The organism is Paenibacillus eucommiae, from assembly GCF_017874215.1.
GTDB lineage: Bacteria > Bacillota > Bacilli > Paenibacillales > NBRC-103111 > Paenibacillus_AI > Paenibacillus_AI eucommiae.
The window spans coordinates 280,243-303,022 of sequence record NZ_JAGGLB010000005.1; the positions used below are offsets into that span (position 1 = coordinate 280,243).

Annotated in this window: 24 protein-coding genes and 1 pseudogene; 10 read left to right on the forward strand and 15 right to left on the reverse strand. The window is 43.5% G+C overall.

What is annotated here, in order from left to right; translation table 11 throughout:
- Nucleotides 1-117 precede the first annotated feature (117 nt).
- The 3 genes from J2Z66_RS10590 (at nucleotide 118) to J2Z66_RS10600 (ending at nucleotide 3,248) form a co-directional block, all read left to right on the forward strand.
- The gene (locus tag J2Z66_RS10590; RefSeq protein WP_209971352.1) at nucleotides 118-972 is read left to right on the forward strand and encodes a helix-turn-helix domain-containing protein; all 855 of its coding nucleotides are present in this window, start codon (nucleotides 118-120) and stop codon (nucleotides 970-972) included.
- Nucleotides 973-1,741: 769 nt separating this feature from the next.
- Complete coding sequence (locus J2Z66_RS10595) at nucleotides 1,742-1,978, forward strand: DUF6953 family protein (RefSeq protein ID WP_209971353.1); 237 nt, start codon at nucleotides 1,742-1,744, stop codon at nucleotides 1,976-1,978.
- Between the two features lie 34 nt (nucleotides 1,979-2,012).
- A complete protein-coding gene (locus tag J2Z66_RS10600; protein ID WP_209971354.1) occupies nucleotides 2,013-3,248 on the forward strand; it encodes a sn-glycerol-1-phosphate dehydrogenase in 1,236 nt (411 codons plus the stop codon).
- A gap of 91 nt (nucleotides 3,249-3,339) precedes the next feature.
- Here J2Z66_RS10600 and J2Z66_RS10605 read toward each other — a convergent pair whose 3' ends face one another.
- From J2Z66_RS10605 to J2Z66_RS42560, 8 genes and pseudogenes are all read right to left on the reverse strand, one after another.
- Entirely contained in the window at nucleotides 3,340-3,783 is a 444-nt protein-coding gene (locus J2Z66_RS10605) for a VOC family protein (protein WP_209971355.1), read from the reverse strand.
- 55 nt (nucleotides 3,784-3,838) lie between these two features.
- Complete coding sequence (locus J2Z66_RS10610) at nucleotides 3,839-5,581, reverse strand: GrpB family protein (protein WP_245375434.1); 1,743 nt, start codon at nucleotides 5,579-5,581, stop codon at nucleotides 3,839-3,841.
- Entirely contained in the window at nucleotides 5,560-6,210 is a 651-nt protein-coding gene (locus tag J2Z66_RS10620; RefSeq protein WP_209971356.1) for a class I SAM-dependent methyltransferase, read from the reverse strand. The genes J2Z66_RS10610 and J2Z66_RS10620 overlap by 22 nt, the downstream gene beginning before the upstream one ends.
- A 53-nt stretch (nucleotides 6,211-6,263) precedes the next feature.
- A complete protein-coding gene (locus tag J2Z66_RS10625) occupies nucleotides 6,264-7,049 on the reverse strand; it encodes a DUF4184 family protein (protein WP_245375435.1) in 786 nt (261 codons plus the stop codon).
- 513 nt (nucleotides 7,050-7,562) lie between these two features.
- A complete protein-coding gene (locus J2Z66_RS10630) occupies nucleotides 7,563-8,729 on the reverse strand; it encodes a bis-aminopropyl spermidine synthase family protein (RefSeq protein WP_209971357.1) in 1,167 nt (388 codons plus the stop codon).
- 415 nt (nucleotides 8,730-9,144) lie between these two features.
- Nucleotides 9,145-9,744 (reverse strand): GNAT family N-acetyltransferase, encoded by a 600-nt coding sequence (locus J2Z66_RS10635; RefSeq protein WP_209971358.1) that lies wholly within the window; start codon nucleotides 9,742-9,744, stop codon nucleotides 9,145-9,147.
- A gap of 112 nt (nucleotides 9,745-9,856) precedes the next feature.
- On the reverse strand, nucleotides 9,857-10,681 hold the full coding sequence (gene coaW, locus J2Z66_RS10640) for a type II pantothenate kinase (RefSeq protein WP_209971438.1): 825 nt from the start codon (nucleotides 10,679-10,681) through the stop codon (nucleotides 9,857-9,859).
- 57 nt (nucleotides 10,682-10,738) lie between these two features.
- Nucleotides 10,739-10,861 (reverse strand): annotated as a pseudogene (locus J2Z66_RS42560) (GNAT family N-acetyltransferase); the annotation flags it as partial.
- A gap of 75 nt (nucleotides 10,862-10,936) precedes the next feature.
- Between J2Z66_RS42560 and J2Z66_RS10645 the strand changes: the two are divergent.
- The 3 genes from J2Z66_RS10645 to J2Z66_RS10655 all read left to right on the forward strand — a co-directional run bounded on the left by J2Z66_RS10645 (nucleotide 10,937) and on the right by J2Z66_RS10655 (nucleotide 12,658).
- Complete coding sequence (locus tag J2Z66_RS10645) at nucleotides 10,937-11,122, forward strand: hypothetical protein (RefSeq protein WP_209971359.1); 186 nt, start codon at nucleotides 10,937-10,939, stop codon at nucleotides 11,120-11,122.
- Between the two features lie 215 nt (nucleotides 11,123-11,337).
- Nucleotides 11,338-11,952 (forward strand): sigma-70 family RNA polymerase sigma factor, encoded by a 615-nt coding sequence (locus J2Z66_RS10650; RefSeq protein WP_209971360.1) that lies wholly within the window; start codon nucleotides 11,338-11,340, stop codon nucleotides 11,950-11,952.
- Nucleotides 11,906-12,658, forward strand: coding sequence for a DUF4179 domain-containing protein (locus J2Z66_RS10655; RefSeq protein ID WP_209971361.1), 753 nt, complete (start codon nucleotides 11,906-11,908; stop codon nucleotides 12,656-12,658). The genes J2Z66_RS10650 and J2Z66_RS10655 overlap by 47 nt, the downstream gene beginning before the upstream one ends.
- A 216-nt stretch (nucleotides 12,659-12,874) precedes the next feature.
- Here J2Z66_RS10655 and J2Z66_RS10660 read toward each other — a convergent pair whose 3' ends face one another.
- The 5 genes from J2Z66_RS10660 to J2Z66_RS10680 all read right to left on the reverse strand — a co-directional run bounded on the left by J2Z66_RS10660 (nucleotide 12,875) and on the right by J2Z66_RS10680 (nucleotide 15,748).
- Nucleotides 12,875-13,774: an aminoglycoside phosphotransferase family protein gene (locus tag J2Z66_RS10660; protein WP_209971362.1), complete on the reverse strand. Its 900-nt coding sequence runs from the start codon at nucleotides 13,772-13,774 to the stop codon at nucleotides 12,875-12,877.
- Between the two features lie 39 nt (nucleotides 13,775-13,813).
- Nucleotides 13,814-14,476 carry an HAD family hydrolase gene (locus J2Z66_RS10665; protein WP_209971363.1) on the reverse strand — a complete coding sequence of 221 codons (663 nt, stop codon included), beginning with the start codon at nucleotides 14,474-14,476 and terminating at the stop codon, nucleotides 13,814-13,816.
- A gap of 46 nt (nucleotides 14,477-14,522) precedes the next feature.
- Nucleotides 14,523-14,894 carry a hypothetical protein gene (locus tag J2Z66_RS10670; RefSeq protein WP_209971364.1) on the reverse strand — a complete coding sequence of 124 codons (372 nt, stop codon included), beginning with the start codon at nucleotides 14,892-14,894 and terminating at the stop codon, nucleotides 14,523-14,525.
- A gap of 64 nt (nucleotides 14,895-14,958) precedes the next feature.
- The gene (locus tag J2Z66_RS10675; protein ID WP_209971365.1) at nucleotides 14,959-15,246 is read right to left on the reverse strand and encodes a hypothetical protein; all 288 of its coding nucleotides are present in this window, start codon (nucleotides 15,244-15,246) and stop codon (nucleotides 14,959-14,961) included.
- Nucleotides 15,247-15,298: 52 nt separating this feature from the next.
- Nucleotides 15,299-15,748, reverse strand: coding sequence for an NUDIX hydrolase (locus J2Z66_RS10680; RefSeq protein ID WP_209971366.1), 450 nt, complete (start codon nucleotides 15,746-15,748; stop codon nucleotides 15,299-15,301).
- Between the two features lie 550 nt (nucleotides 15,749-16,298).
- Between J2Z66_RS10680 and J2Z66_RS10685 the strand changes: the two genes are divergently transcribed.
- Both J2Z66_RS10685 and J2Z66_RS10690 read left to right on the forward strand, forming a co-directional pair.
- On the forward strand, nucleotides 16,299-17,288 hold the full coding sequence (locus tag J2Z66_RS10685) for an ATP-binding cassette domain-containing protein (RefSeq protein WP_376774377.1): 990 nt from the start codon (nucleotides 16,299-16,301) through the stop codon (nucleotides 17,286-17,288).
- Nucleotides 17,285-18,136 carry an ABC transporter permease gene (locus J2Z66_RS10690; protein ID WP_209971368.1) on the forward strand — a complete coding sequence of 284 codons (852 nt, stop codon included), beginning with the start codon at nucleotides 17,285-17,287 and terminating at the stop codon, nucleotides 18,134-18,136. The genes J2Z66_RS10685 and J2Z66_RS10690 overlap by 4 nt, the downstream gene beginning before the upstream one ends.
- Nucleotides 18,137-18,607: 471 nt before the next feature.
- On the opposite strand, the gene J2Z66_RS10695 is transcribed toward J2Z66_RS10690, so the two are convergent.
- On the reverse strand, nucleotides 18,608-19,486 hold the full coding sequence (locus tag J2Z66_RS10695) for a helix-turn-helix domain-containing protein (protein ID WP_209971369.1): 879 nt from the start codon (nucleotides 19,484-19,486) through the stop codon (nucleotides 18,608-18,610).
- Nucleotides 19,487-19,631: 145 nt separating this feature from the next.
- Here J2Z66_RS10695 and J2Z66_RS10700 point away from each other — a divergent pair, with 145 nt between their 5' ends.
- Both J2Z66_RS10700 and J2Z66_RS10705 read left to right on the forward strand, forming a co-directional pair.
- Nucleotides 19,632-20,420: a phytanoyl-CoA dioxygenase family protein gene (locus J2Z66_RS10700; RefSeq protein ID WP_209971370.1), complete on the forward strand. Its 789-nt coding sequence runs from the start codon at nucleotides 19,632-19,634 to the stop codon at nucleotides 20,418-20,420.
- Nucleotides 20,421-20,443: 23 nt separating this feature from the next.
- Nucleotides 20,444-21,559: a sialidase family protein gene (locus tag J2Z66_RS10705; protein ID WP_209971371.1), complete on the forward strand. Its 1,116-nt coding sequence runs from the start codon at nucleotides 20,444-20,446 to the stop codon at nucleotides 21,557-21,559.
- A gap of 612 nt (nucleotides 21,560-22,171) precedes the next feature.
- On the opposite strand, the gene J2Z66_RS10710 is transcribed toward J2Z66_RS10705, so the two are convergent.
- Nucleotides 22,172-22,633: a DIP1984 family protein gene (locus J2Z66_RS10710; protein WP_209971372.1), complete on the reverse strand. Its 462-nt coding sequence runs from the start codon at nucleotides 22,631-22,633 to the stop codon at nucleotides 22,172-22,174.
- Nucleotides 22,634-22,780: the final 147 nt, after the last annotated feature.

Genomic DNA, 22,780 nt, shown 5'->3' on the forward strand with positions numbered 1-22,780 from the left:
TACATTATTTCACTCATCTATGATAGAATAGCATTAAGAATATTGATAAGGCATTGCGACAAAATAACTACAAATGAGCTTTTATCACAAGCTCTAAGTCTTTGGAGGGGAAACTCAGTGAGTGATTTGGTTGGTCCTTTGGAGTACCCGCTTTACTTATTCGGAAATATGGAGTATTGGGAAGCGAAGAGGAAATTTAAATTTCCCAGCAGCGATTTTTCCGTATGGTCCATGATTGCCGTCAAACAAGGCCGTTTTTCATTTACTGTCGGTTCTGTGTGTGGAGAAGCTGTCAAAGGTGACATCGTACTTATTCCACCGAATATCGAGTTCACACGCAACATTATCGATCCCCTTTCATTTTTTTTGATTTGCTTTACGTATCGTGAAGTCGTAAGTCCTGATGAGGCACACATTATCCGTTTACTGCACGATTGGTTCGGCTATATATTCCGAACTCCAGAACAGGACCGAATACTAAACAACTACCGTCAGTTGCTTAACTTATACGAGCAAAACGACAAGCGCAGCCAGCGATGGGTCACCCATTACGTTTGCGATATTTGGTTATTGTTTTGCAAAGAAGCCGAAATGAGGGATCACGGCGGGAAAGACTCACAAGATTCGTTAATACAGGCGGTGAAAGACTGGATTGATCGAGAGGCTGAAAGCGATATAAAGCTGCAAGATATGGCCCAACATTTTAACTTGCATCCAGTACAACTGACGCGTCGTTTTCAAAAAAACTTCGGCATTTCACCTTCCCGTTATTTATATACCATTCGGATCGAGAAAGCTAAATCCCTCTTGATTGAAACTGATTATACGATTGACCACATCGGGCAATTATGCGGGTATCACAATGGCTTCTATTTCAGCCGAATTTTCACCCAATATACCAAAATGAACCCTTCTGCTTTTCGAAAGATTTACTCTTCTTTTTACGAACAGCATAGACACTCTGGACAGTGAAAAGTTCTCGTCAACAAATCGTCACATAGTAAAATAACCCAATCATGCGAAACCGTGATATCCTAGGGTGGACTAGAAAAACTTATTTTACCATTCCTTTACATATTCTATATATTCCATATATTTACATAATTAGAAACTCTGGAAAGGTGTAAGAAATGTTAGATGATTTCAACATACTTGGTTATCACGGTACGTTTTCTCAAACCGCAGAGAAGATTGTAGAAGAAGGATTTGGCTATGTTCATAGAGATAACTTGAAACAGGTTTTAGTGTTACTCTGAGAGATAATTTATCCGTTGACTCTGCGGATTTTCTTGTTGCATAAATCACTATGGGGTGAGACTCACATGATAGAAGGTGTAATTAGATTCATAGGTTTTAAAGTTGAAAAAATCATTTAAGGGAAGTAGAAGATATAGTTAAGGGTAACTGTGTTTCTCCAGAGTTTATGATATATCTTGTACAGAAATCTGATACAATAGAAGAAGAGAGTTTTTTTAATATCGTATTTGGTGTGCGAATTGGTTTTGACACTGACGAATCTACTCCTTTTTCTTCTGAGGTTGTCTTGCGAGGCTTTTATAAATTCGATCCCAAGTTAGTTAGTGATACTAAATAAAGTGGTGCCATCAGAGCTAATCTCTGGGAGCATCATTTTTTTGTACAAAGAGTTTCTTTCGCTACTCCCAAATGGTAGATTGGTTTTTTTATTTTTATTAGAGGACTTTATGTTATAATTTGGGGAATTCGGGAGGAGCGTCTTGAATTGGATTTTACAGCGAATGAAGTTGCAGAATGGATGTTTAATGAAGTAAAGTCAGCCGGGATTTTATATCAAAAGGATGCGGTCAGCTATATTACAGCAAACTTCGGCGAGGCTTTTATTTATATAAGTGAGAATGGCAACCAGACGATCTCCAAAGAAGTGAAGAAAGTGTTCAAAAAACTGCATGGTGGAAGGGCTGCCTGGGAACGAGACGGCTTTTTCTGGGGCTGGCATTAGCAGGTAGTCCCGACTAAGAAGGGATGGGGTCATAATGATGGTTAACAAAGCGTTTGAGGCGGGGGAAGCAGCGTCTTCCGGACTTGTCGTCATTGAAGCTGGTGCACTTCGTAAAGCAGTCTTGTATGTGGAGGAGAAAGGCTATACACGTGTAACGGTCGCAGTTGATGCCAATACTTTCAAGGCTGGAGCCGAGGCTTTCGGCGATGCATTGACGAAGACAGGCATACGGGTTCATTATGCAGTAATTACGCCGGACGGCCAAGGGGATGTGATCGCAGACGAAGCTTCGGTCATTCAGCTTTTGCTGGAGGCCCAGCATGCTGACGCGGAAGCGATCGTTGCATTTGGTGCAGGGACGCTTCATGATATCGTGAGGTATTCCGCCTATACGCTCGGTATTCCATTCATTTCCGTACCCACAGCGGCATCCGTTGACGGCTTTACTTCGACAGGGGCTCCGCTTATTCTTAGAGGCCATAAACAAACGATACATGCGATTGGACCGGCAGCGATCTTTGCCGATCTTGATGTGTTAATGAAGGCTCCTAAACCGATGGTGGCTGCCGGATTCGGGGATATGCTCGGGAAATATACGTCGCTATTCGATTGGAAATTTGCCCATCTGGCTGCCGGGGAGCCTTATATGCAAGAGGCTGCCGATTTGACAAATCATGCGCTGCAGCGGTGTGTTGACCATGTAGAGGCGATAGCAAGAATGGACGAAGAGGGCATGGCTATTCTGATTCAAGCCTTGATCGAATCAGGGAACGCTATCCAGCTATTCGGACAATCCCATCCGGCTTCGGGATCAGAGCATCATCTGTCCCATTATTGGGAAATGGAGTATCTTCGTCTAGGCCGCAAACAACTGCTGCATGGCGCTAAGGTTGGAGTAGCCTGTATCGAAATATCAAGACTTTACCATCGGCTTGAGAGCGAAGCTTCTATATTAACGGAGCGACCATCTGCAGCGACAGAGGGCTTGAAAGAGGGCTTGAAGGAAGCGGACTCCGTGCAAGCAGCGAGTGCAGCTGTGCTAGAGACCGTTAGCGGGAACTGGACGGAGATATCCGCAGAGATACGGCAAATACCAGATGAGCGAATGCTTACAGATCTGCTGAAACAGGTAGGTGGTCCTACAACTCCAGCCGAGCTGAGGATCGAACCCGATCTTCTGGAACGAAGCTTGCGTGAAGCCCATCAGGTTCGGATGAACAGATATACACTGCTTAGATTTTATAACGAAACGAATGCTAAGCTTCTTTAAAGAGGCCTTAATAAGTCAGCAACCCACCTTCAGCGGCAATTACGCTTGGGGTGGGTTTTTACTTTGTGTTGTAATGCAACTGTCCAGTCAGCTAACTTAAAAACTCATCTTTGATTTCGTCCTGTGGATCCCAGATAGACCAAGCGCCTTCTAACAGATTGCCTTGATTATCTCTGAAGTAAAAATATCTAGCTTCTCCTGCACCAAGTGATGTTAATTCTTTGACGATGTCTACACCGTTATCTTTCAATTTATTGTAGCTATAATCAATATCGGGGCAGTTCATCGCCATAATTGGAAATGCGGCTCCATTGCGATTAATTTCAAGTGGTTTATATTCATTTGTTTCTATAAGCAGAAGAGCGGTCGCATGACTATGGGGATACTGCAGCACAGCAAGTAAAGATCCCCGATCTTCAAATTTGTCGATTAGACGCAGTTCCAAATTTTCCACATACCAGTTAATGGATTCATGGATGTTTGTTGTAGGGACATACGAATAGCCTACTCTTGTAAATAAAAAAGGTTTGCTCATACTTAAAACTCCTTTTGTAGTCAATTGGGACCTATCTAATCTCAAATGGATTTATCTATCCGTGATTTATCAGGCTGTGGATCTGCTGAAAGATCAAGTCATAATATTTAGGGTCGTGCGGGACTATATCCGTTAAAACAACTTCTCTAGTATCTTCATGGATTTTTTCTTGCAGCTCGTCCATGACGACTCCTTTTGCAAGCACGGAATCCCTGCCGCCGCTAATCAGCTGCTTGAAATCATTTAAATCGATCAAAAATAGTCCAGATATTTCGCTAAGCTGAAACTTGTATGCGTGTAAGGGTTGATTGCATTCATAAAGGAACACATGGCAAAATTCCCGGTCCACTAGTTCCTGAGAAATAATATTCTCTTCGGCAACAACTCCGCATGAAAACAGTTCATTATAAGCAACATCGATGCCGAGCTCTTCCTGTAATTCGCGAATCCCATCTTCGGCATTTTCATTTGTTGACAGATGGCCGGCACAAGAAATATCGAGCAGGTTTGGGAAGGTGTCTTTATCCTTTTGACGTAATTGGAAGAGTAGGCTCAAGTCCCCGGTTGATGATGTGTGTATTATCCAGCAATGAAACGTTTGATGCCAAAGACCTTGAGCATGTGCCTCCTGGCGGCTCGCCGTTCCTATCTTTTGCATGTTAGTATTGAAAATATCGAATATTTCGGTGGATGGTAGGGTCATAGAGCTCGATTGATATCGAATAATATGCGCCAGCCTATATAATTCAGCTATATCATATCTGCCGGCTGCTTCAAGGATGCCAACAGCTTCAGTGATATCCACGACTTTCACGACTGCGATCTGCTCGCCATGATCGGGGGTTAGCGGAGGTCTGACCAGCCGCACTTCTCCATAGCCTGCCACCCTAATAAATCTGGGATGTGGAATATGGGCTCGGAATGGTTGTTCGGCGCTGGATTCGCAGTAGAACTGGCCAAAAACTTGATAAGAGAGCAGCTCGCCGCCCAGCTCTTCCATCACCTCGCGCCGCAGCGCATTCCGATAATGCTCCCCAGGCTCCAGGGTGCCTCCAGGCAGCTCCCACATCCCATTCGCCGCTTGGATCACCACATAGTTATCTCCAATACAAGGGACTATACTCACATTACTTACTAGCGCTTCTTCGGTAACTTGATCCGTAAGCTTAAACACAGCTTGCACAGGACCCCAATCTACGGGATAGAATAAAGCGGGAAAATCTTGGCCATTCCATATTTCCCCATTGCTTAGATGGATCTGGTGGCGGCTCGCTTCATGACGATAAATAGTTTTATTCAGAATCGCTGTGACAAACTCAGTTTTATGATCACAATATTGGTCAATATCATGGCGAAACTGGCTGGCTAAATGTAATTTTAATGCGCTGTATGCATCCCGGTCTGCAGGGTGCCCGCGCAGGTAATCCCGGAAGGCGATATGCTCCAAATACCCTTTCCCATCTTTAGGGCAAACATAGAGGTGATATTTCATAAAACCATCATCAAAGGTTCTATTGAAAGCTTCACGCCCCTCGACGCCGAGGTTGCCCTGATATTCATAGCCTGCTTCCTCTAAACGTTCAATAATGCTTGGCAGCAGATCGTAGGAATCCATAACCACATCAAGGTCTATAATCGGTTTGGCACATAATCCTTCAACAGATGTGCTTCCGACATGCTCAATAGTCAGGATCAGGTCACCTATGCAACTGTCTATCTTAGCCTTGATTTTTTCAAATTCCGTTTTCCAGGCAGGGTCATAGGGGACTACTTCAATTACTCTTGTTCCTTCTGCCATTTTGCGCCTCCATCTCCAGCTTTCCTTAAAACAAGTGATTGATAGTCCGTACTCATGCCTTCCATAGGCAAGCTTTCGAAATGAACAAGTTCAAATTCGCTGCTTACAGCTTTCTTCAATTCTTCATCCTCATAAAAGGAGAAAAATCTGTTAGGCGAGTATGGATCATCTTCCCAAATCCCTTCAAAATCGTAACCGCCATAAACCCCTAGGTAAAAGTATCCTCCAGGTTTCAGGAAAGCCTTTATATTACGCAGCACAAGCTCCAGACTACTTTTGGGAACATGGAGCAAACAATTCATTGACCACACAGCATCAAATACTCTTTCCCCGAAATCTAGCGCATAAAGATCCATGACATAGGCTTCCAGTCCTTTTTCTTTACACGCATTCACCATATTAGGAGAAATATCTACACATGCTGCATTCAGTCCTTTTTGTTTGAAATACATGCTGTGCTGTCCCGGTCCTGAGCCTATGTCTAGAAGATTTAAGTGATCCGTTGGCTCTAAGTAGGATAGGAATTTATCCATCTCATTGATTTTCCATAAAGCTAGCTCATCCCTGTCTCTTAATCTGGAGTTGTTGTCATAGCTTTCTACTAAAATGGCTTTAATATGCTTATCCACCTCGGCTGAATCCTCCAATCTATTATCTATTATTGATCATAATGTTTTTTCGTTTAACGGGCTATGCGTCTTTCACTTGTCATTCTATAAATAAAGGATGCGAGGATGATCCCAACAAAAAATCCAGAGATAGGAGAGACCACTAAAATTCCGATAACATTTGTACTGTCAGAAAGCACTATTTTCGAGATAGTGATAGCTGCAGTGATGACTAATACGATAAACCAGTATAATGCCTTTTCTTTGCTTTTAACTTTAACATAATTTCCTTTTAATTGAATATTTTTTAGCATGAAGATAAGAAATAGGGCCTCAAGAGTTAATCCGAGCATAGAAGAGGTGTGCTGGAGCCATTTGTATATCGGGATACCGAGGACATAATCTTGCAAAAGTGCAGATCTGGCAGCAAAAAATCCTGACTTATGTGTGAATGCATCTATAAAAATATGCGAGTAAAATCCGAGAGTTACGGAAGCAAGGAATATTACCCATTGTTGTATGCTGTCTAATTTCCATGGTTGTATCAAGCTTTGGGCTCGTTCATTTAGGCTCAGGTTAAGTAAAGAGGGCAGATTTTGGGCTAAAGGTGCTTTAACTAGTGAGTGGAACAAATACGCGATTAGTATACATAAAGGTATGGCGAGTAAAAACAGCCCTTTCGTTGTATGGCCAATATATTGATAAGGCTCAAGCGCAATAAAATACTCAAAATCAGGAGCCATACTTCCAAGAATAAGGCCTGTTAAGCTTAGATATTTCGGGTTGATAAATTTTAGGGGTGCAGCAAACAAGGGATGAGCAAAAGTAAAGGGCAAGCCGCGCACCATCTTTCTATTCATTTTTTAAATGCCTTATAACTTTAATTCCACAAACAATAAAATATCCCTGCGTCTGTAAAAAAGAGACAGCACTCGTTGAGTAACTGTCCAGTTGGTTTGTTTGATTTAGTTCAATAAAGCACTCCAGTATTACAACGTTATAGCGGTATAGCTTTACCGTATTTGGGAAATAGGGCCATAGGTGAATCTAAGATTTCATTATGATCACTATCCCCTTGACTCAGAAACCCTTAACAAAGCGGCTTTGCCCGCTAGGAAGTTTCCTCCAAACCAACAGAGAAAACCCTTGCTGGCTGTCCGTTTGAGCTTGGTGTTCGTGCGATTGTAGCTAAAGAGAGGTAAGGGGTGTGGGAGGAAGAGCGATAGCGTCCGCCTTTAAAGATTTGTTCCAACCTCTACATCCATTCCATTCAAGGGAACAAATCTTTAACAGCGGCTGGAGCCCACACCCCTTACCTCCCAAGCACTGGCGTCACGAACGTGCTCATCAAAGGACGCCGCAAGGCGTCTTCCTTATATTGTTTTCTTATCAATCAGATCAAACGTATCATTACCGCACAAGGGGCAGCCCTGATTTTTAAGTGCTTCTATAGTGGGGAGAGTCGCTTCAAAACCAACAATAGCAGTCTCGTCGCACTGTTTGCAGCAGTAAGTACGAACGGTTCGTTTCACCTCGCCGGTATAAAGCGCATCTTCGAAGATGGAGGTAATATCCGGAGCTGTTGATTCCGTCGTCCTAAGGATGATCATCTGGCTTCTGTTGCCGATCATTTCGGCACCTTCATACTCATTAAAACGTGGAATTACTTCTCTTGCCATCAGACCCATCCGCACGAACTCGCGCTGCATGGCCAAGGTGAAGTCAGGCGATTTATGGGCAAAAGACAAGAAGATGGGCAATCCCTTTATAGCCTTTAAAGCGCTAATTCCACGCGAGATAAAAAGGCTCATTCCCTGCAAAGTATATGGTGGATCAGTGAAAAAACAATCGTATTGACCATGCATCTTTGCTGGAAGCGGCTGACGAAGATCCAGGCTGTGGCACTCGATTGGCAGCCCTTCCTGATGTGCGATTTCACTAATGCAGTTTAAGAACCTGTCATCGATATCGACAACCTCAATCTTTGTTTTAGGGTGGCTTGCATTCGGGAACAATCGTTTGAGAAGAAAGCCAAGAGACACACTAACTAAGTCATCATCACCAACACATAAGATATGCTTGCCGATTAGGGAATGATCTCTCAAACAAAGAATGGCCCGGGCCAGACTGGTCTCTGCTGTGCATTTGGATTGATCGATCTGTACATTAACTTGCGGACGGGATTGGAATACATCTTCAAGTAATAACAAGATATCTGCCAGCTCGGTTTTCCAAGCCGTTTCATGTCCCATAAGTTTTTGAAATAAAGTCGTATCTAATCCGTCATATCCGCAGTCTTGCTGGATGTATGCATTGCCTTCTTCAGTGCATCGAACGCCACAATTTTGGACTAAAGCGCCTGCTTTAATGAGCTCCTTCTTGATTGCGGTCGCAACGGGAACAGGTAGAAGCGTATTGCGTGCCAGCTCCTTTGTAGATATGCCAGGTCTTAAATAACATTCGATCAAAAGCTGTTCGATCACTCGAGGCCCTTCTTGAAGATTTACATGTGCGCTGGCTTTTTCTATATATGTTTTCAATGTTATCACTCTCTCTAGGATTATTTTTTCCAAATAAAAAAGGGCAGAAAATGAACATAGAGTCCATCTTCTACCCTTTTGGGGGAAATTGACTGACGAGTACCTATCCAGGGATTCAACGGATGTCAAAAAGAAACGAATCCCGGATAAATAAATAAAACCGTGCTTAAGAGCACGGCTTTTTCGCAGTCAAATAGATATACTGGATGGCCTGTCCTTAACTAATATCGGTCACCCCACTCATGTATGAACAAATAAACCACCTAAAAGTGGAATTTTCGTTACAAGTAGAATTGACCTATACAATTGATTAGTTAAGAACGAACGCGGACATCAAGACATCCCCAATCTGTTAAATTATTTTAAGTATACCCAAAAAAAAGTGGGGAATCAAGGGCTATCAGTTGGAGTTGCATCAGAAAAGATCGAGCTCCCACGACAGAGCACCCTTTATTCCATCCCATTCCGCGGCAATAATGCTGTAGTAGATATCATCTCTGCTTTGTCCATCTGCATCCAAATAATTACTTCGAAATAGGCCCTCTTGTTTGGCACCTAAGTTCAGCACTGCCTTTTGGGATCTGATGTTTTCAGCATCTACGCTAAATTGAACCCGCTTAAACTTCATGACTTCAAAAGCATATTTTAGGAGTTCGAATTTACAAGCCTTATTAATCCCTGTCCCTCTAAATGACCTGCCGTACCAAGTCCATCCAATTTCTAATCTCTTATTTTCAAATCCGATATTCCCATATCGCGTTGAACCCGCAACTTCGCCTGTATGCTTGTCAATAACAATAAAGGGGTATGACTGGTTAAGTTGTTTGCTCACTAATACTTTATCGAAATACTGGTTGAAATCAGCCTCGCTTTTAATATGGTTCTTAGTGAACTGAGTGATTTCCTCATCAAAAATAATGCTGCGGAGTCCTTCTTTACTGCTTTCACTGAAAGGAATCAATTGTACCCTTGCGTTTTCGAGAACGATAGGAGTATTGAAAAAATCATTATACATTTCTTTTCCTCCATTCCATTGGTGCACTATGCTTCAAGATTAACTTGAAACATCGTTAGATAGAATGGATTTATACGAAGATTGTTTGTAATATAAGCAATATCTAGATGTTTTACACAGCAGATAATGACATTAAGGCACCAACAGCTCCGCTAAATTCACCATTTTGAACAAATATAGGATTGGCTCCTCTAAAAATAGTATAGGTCGCTACAACCTTCTTAAGAATTTCATTATGGATAAAAGAGGAGCCAATATAAACTACATTAGTGATGGCATGTTGTCCAGCAGCAAGCACGCTTGTAGTTGCCACGGTTTCACCCACTAGCCCCATAACAGACAGCAGCAAATCTTCCTTTTTCCCGGCTGACGATCTCAATTTATGTATATTGCCAAAGTTACTAGCCGTTAAGTTCCCGGAAATTGGCGACTCAGAGCCTTCGTATATATGGCTTACTTTGAGATCAATAGTATTTCTTTCGCCATGCCCGGCCATATGGACAATTTGATCATATTCATCAATGTCTGCTAGCAGTAGCGATAGCCCCATCATAGTACCCCCGCCCACACCAGTTCCTCCAATACGGGAATGTCTGTCTGAGTCTATAAAATGGATTGAAGTACCTGTCCCCACATTGGTCAGTACAAACGAATCCAAATCTACACCCTCTATATTTAAAAGAAACTTTATCCCCTGACAAGTGGCCTCGAATTCAACAAGCGTACAAGCTTTATGCTTAAGCAAGGGTTGTAGAAGAGTGGCTTTACCGCCAGTAACGCAAATAGTAGCATCATAAAAACATTCATTAATCCACGCCGCCGCGGCTTCTATCTGTCGAGAATCAAATTTTCGGAATTGTAGTGTATCCTGGTCATCCATGTAGGCTACTTTAATTAAAGTGCCCCCGGCATCTATACCTATTTTTGTTACATTCAGGGCGTCCCACTCCTATGCGTTTATCCAATATGTGCGAATATGTGCAAAATCTCAAATTCATAATTCTTTTTTATAATAATAATGTTTAAAGCCTCTGGGTGCATCATCAATGACTCCGAATACTTCATATCCATATTTTAAATAAAAGTCGGGAGCTTGAAAACTATCATTTGAACATTGTTAGCCGGCAAAAACCTAATTAAGCAAATGTTGGTATTATTATACTACAGAGAACATTTGAACGGAGTATTTCGTTTGAAATATAAGAATGGTTGTGTGCGCTGGCGGACCGTTCTTCATTCCCAAGCGCCTGCGCCCGCGAGGAAATCTCTTTTAACCAAGAGAAAAACCCTTGCTGGAAGTCCGTTTGAGCTTGTTGTTCGTGTGATTCGTGCGATTGTAGCTGAGAAGAGGGAATGGCTGTGGGTGGAAGAGCGTTAGCGTCCGCCTTTAAAGATTTGTTCCTACCTCCTCATCGATTCCATTCAGGGAACAAATCTTTAACAGCGGCTGGAGCCCACAGCCATTCCCTCCTTCCTTGCACCAACGTCACGAACACGCACATCAAAGGACGCCGAAAGTTTTTCTCAAACGTAGTGAACCTTTTTCATCTATCGGACCAATACATGGTGTATACGAGTTCAGGGGGCCCTCAAATGACAGATGAAGAGTTGAATAAGTGGATCGATCAATTGATCTTGGGGGATCAGTCTGCTTTTGAAGTAATCTATGGTATGACCAGGAAAAAAATATATGGTACTGTAGCTGCGATGGTGGCTAATAAGGAAGATGTCAATGAAATTGTGAACGAGGTTTACTATCAGCTGTGGAGAGCGCTGCCGAGCTATGATCGCAAGCGGCCGTTTCTCTTTTGGTTAAATGGAATAGTCATGAAGCAAGTGAACAATTGGCGCAGACAAATCTGGAGAAGATTTCGATTGCAGGAGAAAAAGACCCGTCTAAGTGAAGAGCCGCAGGTGGAAACGCCAGATGAGCGGATGTTGGAAAGTGAGTCGCACGGGGAAATGAAAGAGCTGATCAATCAAATGCCTTTTAAGCTGCGGATCGTGATTGTATATCGGTTTTACTACGAATTTTCGCATGAAGAGATTGCTGAACTGCTGCAAATTCCTGTGGGTACTGTGAAATCCAGAATGCATCTGGCGTTCAAACACTTACGTAAAAGGCTTGGGACTGAACTTGATGGGGAGGTATTTTCCGATTATGTCTATATCAAAAAAAATGAATCAGGCATTAACCGAACAGTTTGAAGATATTCAGATTCCGGAGGAAGTAGATGAGCGTGTCCGGCAATCCTTTGCGCAATTTCACACAAAAAAGGAGAACAGTAAAATGAAGAAAAAAATAATCGCTTTTTCTATAGCAGCAGCCGTTCTTATACCAACCAGTGCATGGGCACTGAATACATCCTATTTTGCGAAAAATGTGAACCTCAACGGCTTAGTTGACTCTAGTGTCAAACAGGCAGTGTCCAAGGGATTAACGATCCCTATGGATGAAAAAATAACAGATCAAGGCATTACGATCCATTTCAAAGAAATGGTTGTGGAAGAAACCAAAATACTTATTCACTATCGAATCGAAAATCAGGAGGGAGCGCTGGTCCCTTATGAATTTGACACGACGGGTTTGAATATAGTGGGGGATGGAGTGAACAATGGCAAGCAGACAGAAAATCCTACCTATCAGGAAGCAGGCGTAGAGGGCATTAATGTTTTGAGCTTTATTGGAACATCGGAACCAGATTCACTTCCTTTCTATTTGACAGATGCAGCGGGGAATAAAGTAGAAACGGGCATAGCGGAGAAAGATCAGCCAGAAGGGATCATTGCCTTTGTAACCGACGGCTCCCGGCTTCCCCAAGCCATTAACATGAACATTAGTGTTGACCGTATCGGGAAAACGGCGGGAACTTGGAAGGGACAAATTCCTATTGATCAGAGTAAATTGAAGTAACCTGCTGTCTTTCCGTTTGAGCTGTGTGTTCGTGCGATTGTAGCTGGGAGAAGGAAGGACTGTGGGTGGAATAGTGATAGTGTCCGCATTTAAAGATTTGTTCCAACATCCTCATCCATTCCATTCAAGGGAACAAATCTTTAACAGCGGTTGGAGCCTACAGTCCTTCCCTCCCCATGTGCACCCAAGTAAGGAATATGCTCCTCGAAACTCAGACTAAATCTCAATGTTTTGCTCATTCAAATGTACGTTGTTTTTAATGATGTGCTTCACTCGTTTAGCTGTATCAGGTCTTTTAGCTAGCTCGACGGTTCTATCAAGCAGTATCCACCTGATACAAGCTAATGCCTCAAACACTTCTAATTCTTCACTGCTGTAAGGGTTTTCTGATAAATATGCGGCGAGGAATAAGGATGATATTCTTTCAGTAACATAGATATTTAATAAAAAACATGACCAAGCCAGATCATATCTTGGATCCCCTAATTGTCCGTTTGTCCAATCTATTACTGCATACTGGCCGTTATTTTCTAATATGTTCATTAAATTAAAATCGCCATGAATCAGATGGTCTTGTTGTATAGGGGTGATTTTAAGCAGGTGGGTAATGGCTTGATTTAAATCTGGATATGCATGAATTTCAGGGAAAAAGTAGCTGTTAAAATCATGAAGCCGAATCTGCTGATGTTCCAATTTTTCGAGCGGAAGCTTATGTATGTTAGATAAAATGATGGCGATCTCTGCGATTTTTTTTGGATTGACTTTAAGCAGGGGAGTGCCCGCAAAGCTTGTAAGCAGGACGGAATGGGAATCATCATTTACTCCCCAGCCCAATGGCTTCGACACGGGTAATCCGCTATTACTAAGAGCTTGCAGTAGATGAAATTGATAGTTGATGTCGGGTTTAGAGCTTTTGCTCCAGGTTTTTAATACAAAGAATTTGTCGTCTGGACCAGCTAACTCTATACCTATCTCTGTACCAATCTTCAAAACTTCTGCCTCAAGTCCAGACTCCAATGGAAAAGTGAGCAGCGAGCTGCCTAGTTCGGACAAATGGTCTATACTATCGCTTTTTTCCATCCAATTAATTTGGCTTATTAGGTTAGGGGCATCCATGATTACTTTCCTTTCTCGACAAACATAAAATAAGTCAAGTTAATTCCACTGAAGAAGCATGTCTTCTAATTCTAGCAGCTCTCTAATGACACCATCACATTCAAAATTCTGTTCATAGTAAGTGTCTTCTTTCCAAATTCCTTTCATACCCGCATGCTTGCTCGCTAATACATCGTTAGTTGGATGATCGCCTACATAAACACATTGCTCCACACTTGAATTTAACATCTCGGCTGCCCTAAGAAATATGGCTGGATCTGGTTTGCGAAGCTTTTCAAATTCAGAAATTAGAATAACCTCAAAGTAGTCTGCAATTCCTAATGCTGCTATATTACTCGCTTGAAAATCCCCAAATCCATTTGTAATCATGCCAAGTTTGTATCCTTGTTGTTGAAGTATTTCCAGCAATTCAATCGTATTAGGAAAGGGAGTCGCAAAGGAAGAGAAGCCGCTTTTATAGTCCGATAATAAATCATTCCAATCTAATTGCAACTGAAATTCCTCTATAAGTGCCTGGTATACCTTATCTTTCCAGACGTAGCCGCGGCAATCCAGTTCAATAAATCTATGAAGGTATTGCTCTTTATTCACATGCCCGAACTCTTGGATAAGCCTCTCATATTGATCAGTGATAAATTGGATTAATGACTTATTTCGGTCTAATAATGTGCCGTCCAGATCAAAGATTACGGAACGAATCATAGAAAAAGCCCCCTCATCTAGTCGTGCTCCATGCATAGCACTTTCTTTATACCAAGTGGTTTTCTCTATATTTTTGGCAGCCCTTTTCAGTTAACTGCTTAAGCTCTTCAATCAATTCCTCATTTACTTCTTTGAAATTAAAACATGATTTTCCTTGCATACGCTTTTTTAAAGTTTCTGATATATCCTCTAATAATTCTGGAAACACGTAAACTGGCATTAAATGATAGCTTACATAGTTCTTTTTAATCTGCGCTGCAGCAAAGAATATGGGGAGTTTATTTTTAGGATTAATCTTGTGTGTATTTAGATAATAATGATCAGGGGTATCCGTTATTAATTTCTTTTCAGGCTCATAGATTTTCAAGATGCTTTTTAGTTGATTAAACACCTCAAGAAATTTGTCTGCGCTGGACATGGAGTCACTCCTCTGAAAATAATAAATGAAAGCAATATCGCATCGTTATCTGAAGTCCAGTAATCTATACAATAAATTTCAATATCAATAATTTAATAAGCAGCAGCACTATTCCCATCAATGCTCCTACAAATAATAAAAATAGGAATACAGTAACGAGTTTTTTTAAAAAACCTTTTATTGGCTCATCAATTAAAAATGTTAAAACTATTGTAAGAGAGAGAAGTATGGCTGCTTTCAAAATATTTGAAAACCCTGACGCAATAGAAATAGCGTAGATCAAGGATCCCGGGTACATTAGATTTCTTGTCTTTCTTGTCATTTCATTCTTTTTACTGCTTTTGGTTTTCATGATTTGCATGATTTCTCCTACAACAAGAGTTAATAAAGCTTATGGAGCAAGTTTATGTTATGTAATTACTTTTTGATAGTATTTTTCTGGCCATTTCGTTCAGGTTATCGATGGGGGCATCCAATTGGAAAAATTTCAGCTCCAAGCCTTCGTCATCATTGATGCAGGGCTCGCCGGTATAGTCTCTTGTTTCGTAGACAGCAACGACGTTATAGATTTCATCCCCGTGCGGGTACTTATAATACATGTCTGCCCCAGATAAAAGGCAAATGAATTTCAAGTCGTCTGTTTGTAAGCCAGCTTCTTCGTAAAGCTCCCTCACAGCTGCCTGCTCCAGGGATTCTCCTAGCTCTAAAGCGCCCCCGATTACACCCCAATCCCCAGAATCGCTTCTTTTTTGTAAAAGGATCTCATTTTGTTCGTTCAACACAATGATGCTGACGCCGGCCATAATGATCGGTCTGGTTCCTACCAGTTTTCTTATATCCTGAATATAGCCCATTAGATACTCCTTTATTTTATTAGTTTTATATGAATATTACCAAATTTTCATTCCAACATCTATTGTAACAGAATTAAGCTTGGCGTAGCTGCCCGGGTAATGTGCTCTTCTCTGGGGTCTATAATGTAACCGGGCACCGTAGATTAGGGGTGTCAAATGGCTTTTTCTAATCACAAAAGAACCTGTTTCGTCATGCGAAAAGAATTGGATTAGAAATTCAGCGCGTACAACCTGACTACGTCAATCATTGAACTAATGTTTGCATGGATTAAACTTCGCAAAAATAGCAATCGAGAAGAAATGTACTTAATTGTATTATGTTACTATGAACATACTTAATTGTATTATGTTACTATGAACAAACTATTATTGCGCAACCGAGTCTCAACTTTCGAAAAAGTGTCGATAAATATGAAGTAATGACAATGTTTATTGGAAACAAATCCATAATTTCAAGTAATAATTGAATAAACCTTGCAATTTGCATTAATGTTGTAAAATATAAATTGTAAATTCAAAATTCAAAATTCAAAATGAAGGGATGGAAATAATGAATCAATCTGCAAAAGGCAATTCCAATCTTGCCATCGAGGCGTCGGGTCTAGTCAAGACGTTTGGCAAAAACCGAGCCGTAGACGGCGTCAACCTAGCAGTGCCCGCCGGAACGGTCTACGGCTTTCTCGGGCCGAACGGCGCCGGCAAAACGACGACGATCCGCATGCTCGCCACGCTGATCCGACCGGATTCCGGTTCTGCCCGCGTGCTTGGGCACGACATCGTGCGCGAAGCCGACGCGGTGCGCAGCCGCGTAAGCTTGACTGGCCAGTTCGCCTCAGTTGACGAGGAACTGACCGGACTGGAAAACCTGATTATGATCGGCAGGCTGCTGGGCTTTTCCTGGAAAGAGGCAAAATCGCGGGCGAACGAGCTGCTCGACGCCTTCGGCCTCATCGAAGCGGCCAATCGTCAGGTGAAGAAGTTTTCCGGCGGCATGCGGCGCCGCATCGATATTGCCGCGAGCATCGTCGTCACGCCGAACTTGCTGTTCCTCGACGAGCCGACGACCGGCCTCGATCCGCGCAGCCGCAACCAGGTGTGGGACATCGTCCGGGCGCTCGTCGCCGAAGGCACGACGGTGCTGCTCACGACGCAGTACCTTGAGGAAGCCGACCAGTTGGCCGACCGGATTGCCGTCATCGACCACGGCAAAGTAATCGCCGAAGGAACAAGTGGCGAACTGAAGGCTTCGGTTGGATCAGGCTCGTTGAACGTACAGCTCCAAAGCCCCGAAGATCGGCTGGAAGCCGAGCGGATTCTATCGCTGTCGCTTAGCGTGCCCATCCAGCTCGAGTCCGACCCTTCGGCGCTGACGGCCCGAGTTACCGACGCGGGCCTTGTCGCGCAAGCGCTCGGCGAGCTTCATCGGGCCGGCATCGCCGTCTCCGGCTTCTCGCTCGGCCAACCGAGCCTTGACGAAGTATTCCTTGCCCTGACCGGCCACCCGGCCGAAGAAAACACCGCAGAGGAGGTTGCTGTATGAACACTTCCACCGCTACAACCGCTCGCACCCAGTCCGAAGCCGCCAGCCAGAAGCTGCGAGCGACGATTTCCGCCCGTACCCGACCTTCGCGCCCGAGCGCCCTGTCCGCTTCACTTACGTTCGGATGGCGGGCGCTGCTGAAAATCAAACACGTCCCTGAGCAGCTGTTTGACGTGACGATGTTTCCGATCATGTTTACGCTGATGTTCACCTACTTGTTCGGCGGCGCGCTAGCTGGATCGACCGGCGAATATTTGCAATTTCTGCTTCCGGGCATTTTGGTTCAAACGATCGTGATGATTACGATGTATACAGGACTCGCGCTCAACAACGATGTTAGCAAAGGCATTTTCGACCGCTTTCGGACATTGCCGATTTGGCAGCCGTCCGCCATTCTCGGAGCGCTGCTTGGCGACGCCGCGCGTTATACGATGGCATCGACGGTTGTCATCGTGCTCGGCCTCGTGCTCGGCTTCCGCCCCGACGGCGGCGTGGTCGGCGTGCTGCTGGCCGTGCTGCTCCTGATCGTGTTCTCGATCAGCCTGACGTGGATTTGGACCGTGCTCGGATTGATTGCACGGACGCCGAACTCGGTCATGGGCATCAGCATGATGGTGCTGTTCCCGCTCACGTTCGGCAGCAACATCTTCGTCAACCCGGAAACGATGCCGAAGTGGCTGCAGACGCTCGTTGACATCAATCCGATCACCCACCTGGTAAGCGCGGTACGGGGTCTGATGCACGATACGGTGAAAACGGAGCAAATCGTCTGGGTGCTGATCGCCTCCGCCGTGCTGGTTGTCGTATTCGCGCCAATCACGATGTATTTGTATCGCAATAAGCGTTAATTTATAACGCAAAATACCCGGGGCCCGGCTGCGGAGAAACTCTGCCACCAAACAGGTGGTTAGAGAGTCCTTCCATAGCCGGGTCCCGGCGCTTTTAACGCCAAAAAGAGGCTGGAACGCAGCCCTTAAAAGGCGCCATAATCTAGTGTAACGTTTCGTGAATAACGGAACTACCTGACCATACTGAAGCGGATAAGCTGAGTCCTCTAATCGGCATTCCCCATAACCTGCCGTGACAATCAAAAGCGCTGACGTATCGCATATAAGCTCAACCTCGATTGGCTGATTGGGCAAGACCGTCACTTCCTGCACGTCCGCTAACGCATAAATGACCGGCGACATGCAGTCTTTCCTCTACAAGCCCCATGTGCCGCTTTTCCCCTGATCCATCGGTTCTCCTCCCATTCAAAAAAATGAGAATAATTATCATTGTAACGAATACAGGGCATAGCTTACAAGTAGCTTCTTGATTCAAGTACTCATCTTCCTAAATTCAGAAGGAGCGAGAAGGGTCATTTTTTTATAAAATTTGCTGAAGGACTGGCTGCTTTCGAATCCTAGCTCAAGTGCAATTTCCAAAACATTCAGGCTGCTGGTGCTGAGCAGTTTTTTTGCTTTTTCCACCTTGATCATTTGATGGTAGCGGAAGATAGGGTATCCCGTAGCGCCCTTGAAAATTCTGTTGAGATATCGGGGATTGAGCATGTACCTGCTGCCGAGCTCCTGAAGGTCAATATTGACCTCGGTATGTTCCTGGAGGTAAACGATAATATCGGTCACGACTTCGGAGTACTTATTATATTGGTAGGGCGTAATGTTGGAAGCGGAGGACTGGATAACCAGGCAGACCCGGGCGACTTCAATAAAGAGCTGTATCGCGAAAAATTTCAGGTTTAATTCGTAGCCGTAAGGCTTTAAAGATATATCCTTGATGATCTCGGTGTACCTTCTTATCATTCTACCGTGAATTTCTAATTTGATTTTGATCGGCAGCCTTCGAAAAATCTCTTGTATAGTTTCATAGAGTGCTTTCCCGGCAGTAGTTTCCTTCTGTACTGTAAAGCTGAAACTAAAGAGCGTGAAGTTCCCATGTTCACAGCGGTGCCCCTTGTGGTTGTCTACAAAGAACAGATCTCCCGGAATTCCAATGCTTGAATCGCCTGCCAGCTGCAAATTCGTCTGACCTCTCACTACATATTTGATTTCAAAATCCGTTCGTGCGCCTGGCGGCACATTCCATCCGATATCCGTCCACCTAAAAGCGCTGTTGATTTCTATGAGATCCAGATTGCTTTTAAAAGCATGAATCAGGGATTCTATATGGTTTGTAATTTTTTCAAATCTATCCAAAGTATCTCCCCCTATGCTGACTATTTATATCATAAGAAAAATAAATTAACAAGTTACTTTTGAACACTTAATAACTCTGAAAAACGAAATAGAATGGAACTTTCTTTATATTCAAGGAGAGTCAAACAATAAGGAGTGAGAAACCATGACAAGGCAAAGACTTACCCGGGAGCAGCAGGAGTTTTATGAAACGAACGGCTATTTGATTGGTATGCCAGCTATTTTTGATGAACAAGAAGTAGAGCAATTAAATGCAGGTTTCAATAAAACGGTCGGGATGCTGAATGAGGGCGAAGTTCCTTCCGATATCATGGGATGGCATCAGACGAGCCGCTGGCAGTATAATATTTGTGCAAATCCGCAGATTTTGGACTATGTTGAAGGCTTGCTCGGTCCAGATTTTTATCTGTGGGGCAGTGAGTTTATTACAAAAGCTCCGAAAAGTGAAAAAGTTGTCCCTTGGCATCAGGATTCGTATTACTGGCCATTGACTCCACATAATTCTGTAACAGTATGGCTTGCTTTTACCGATGTTGATGAAGGAAATGCAGCGATGAAGGTAATTCCCGGTACCCATAAGGGAGGCTTGGTCCAGCATAAAATCGCCGATGAAGAATCGATTCTCTCTTTTCAACTGTCGGATGGTACATTCCGTGAGGATAGTGCCGTTACGCTATCGATCCCTGCAGGGGGAGTATCTTTGCATGATGATGCCATTGTTCATGGTTCACCTGCAAATGAGTCGGACCGTTGGAGAATAGGGTTTGTCATTCGATATTCCAGTACGGATGTGAAATGCGATCTGGAGAAGAATCCTAATTTCAAAGCGTACCTGATGCGTGGAGAGGATCGTTATCAGCATAATCCTCAGGGAGAAATCCCGACTGTGGACTTTGCCCGTCCTGAATCTTCGAAACGCATACGGAAACGTTAAAAAATGATAAAAGCAGGTGGGAGATGCGTAGAGGGATTGTATATAAAGGGGAACAGCATTCAGAGCAGCAAAGCTGCGCATTCCCTGGCATTTGTGTGCTTCCTAGCGGGCGCTGGATATGCAGCTTTAGGGCTGCACCACAGAAGCTGCAAACCAGGGGACAGCATGTTTTGATTACCTGGTCAGACGATCAAGGAACCACTTGGAGCGAACCTATCAAGCCGTTCGAGCCTCCAGTCCTGGAAGGAAAGCCTGGTTTATTTCGCAGTGCCTATCTGACTTCCTTGGGGGACAATACTTGCATAGCTGCTTTGTGCTGGGTTGATCACACTGACCCGGAGCTTCCTTTTTTCAATGAAGCGACAGAAGGGCTGCTCGACACGAAAATATTTCTGGCCAGATCGGACGATGGAGGAGAGCATTGGACAGCGGCCGAACGGATGGACACCTCGCCTTTTCATATGCCCACGCCGCTTACGGGTCCTATTTTACATTTAACGAATGGGGAATTGGCCTGTCAGTTCGAGCTGAATAAGCATTATGAGGATCCGGAAGTATGGAAGCATTCTTCGGTGCTGATGTTTTCCAAGGATGAAGGTCAAAGCTGGCAGGAGCATGTAATTACAAGCAATGATCCTGCGAATCGTGTGTTTTATTGGGATCAGCGTCCTAATACATTGCTTGATGGAACATTGCTCAACTTCTTCTGGACGTATGATAATGTTTCGGCGGACTATCTTAACATTCATTCGCGTAGCTCTAATAATTATGGACGTACATGGTCTGCATATCGGGATATCGGTGTGCCTGGTCAACCCGCGCCTCCGGTGCTGCTGACAAATGGAAGGATAGCTTTGGTCTATGTGGACCGCACTTCAGCTCCCACGATTAAGCTGCGGATCAGCGGAGACGGGGGTCATACATGGCCGGAACCTACCGAAATCATATTGTACAAGCCAGAGCTTCAGCAGCAGAGCGTAGATAAAATGTCGATGCAGGATGCGTGGTCTGAGATGGGGAATTTTTCGGTGGGACTCCCGACAACCGCACGTTTGGCTGACGGAAGTGTGCTCGTCGTTTATTATGCGGGATCACAAACGGACCATACGGCGATCGAGTGGGTTTGCATTCCTCAGTAAGGTAGGGTGAAAGTTACTTTTGGACATACCATGACTAGTCAGGTAGGAGGCATCCTTAAAGTCTATTGAACTATAGGCTTAGGATGCTTTTTTTATTATTAATAAGAAAATTCAATGCTTTACAGCGATGTAGCGTCAGGGCTTTAAAGTGTATTGAAAAAAGGGACATATTTGAAGCAAAGATCTTTGTATGTTCACTATCCCTTTGCCTCAGGAGGGGGAAAAACCCCGGGAAAAACCCCGGGAAAAACCCCGGGAAAAACCCTTGTTGGCTTATAAATCAGAACAAAGGGTTCCTCTAGATGCATTCCCGTAAGGAATTCCTACATTATAGGCACTTGTAGGGTGTCTCTTTTACTTTTTTTAAGATTACACGCAAGTCCCCTTACCCACCCTCACCCTAATCAATAAATCAACACGTGGTAGTTACATTGAGCTATACTCCCTAATTACATGCTAACGCGCAATCTTGTCACAGTACTGGGCTAATTGATGAGTGTATCAGACATGGCCCTGCATCTGACCTAGGAGGTCCAACATTCCCGCTGGCGGGTTGTGCTCGCTTTTATTGATTAAAGTTACCAACTTGGTCAATCCTCTATAAAATCACTATTAGTCCTCAAGTAATTCAATAGTCCAATTCTTTTCTTGAATTTTAAAATCAAGTTCTCGATATTTTTTAGATAGATCATCTACCTGTCTCTGGATTTCATTGACTTCGATTGTTCTATAGAACTTAACTTCAGACCGGCTGAATCTATCCTGTTTAATCGACGCTGTTTCAAGTAAATCGCTTAAAATATTTCTTGTCTGCATGATTTTATCGCGTTCGGCAAGAGCATCCGAAATACTCATATTTGCATCAAAAGGGGTGAATGAGTTTGTATGATTAATCTTTTTAATCCAGCTAGTCAGCTCTTCCAATGTTCTATTCAATTCTGTAAAGAGCATTGCTGGTTCTTCTGCAGGCTGTTCGCCCTCTTGAACTTTAATGACTCTTTCCAGCCTTTGTTTCAGTTGAGCAACCTTCCGTTGGCAATCTGCCCTTAGAACCAATGCTTCTGCTAGTTTCATAGATTTCCTCCAATTCCGCTTGAACACATAAATATGCTTGTTAGCCCAGCTTCCTGTCCATTGTAACAAATATGCAAGAATTTGGATATGGAGAAAGAGTATAGGCTTTCCGAGATAGACAGTTTTAAATACTTTTCCGTGTGTTTT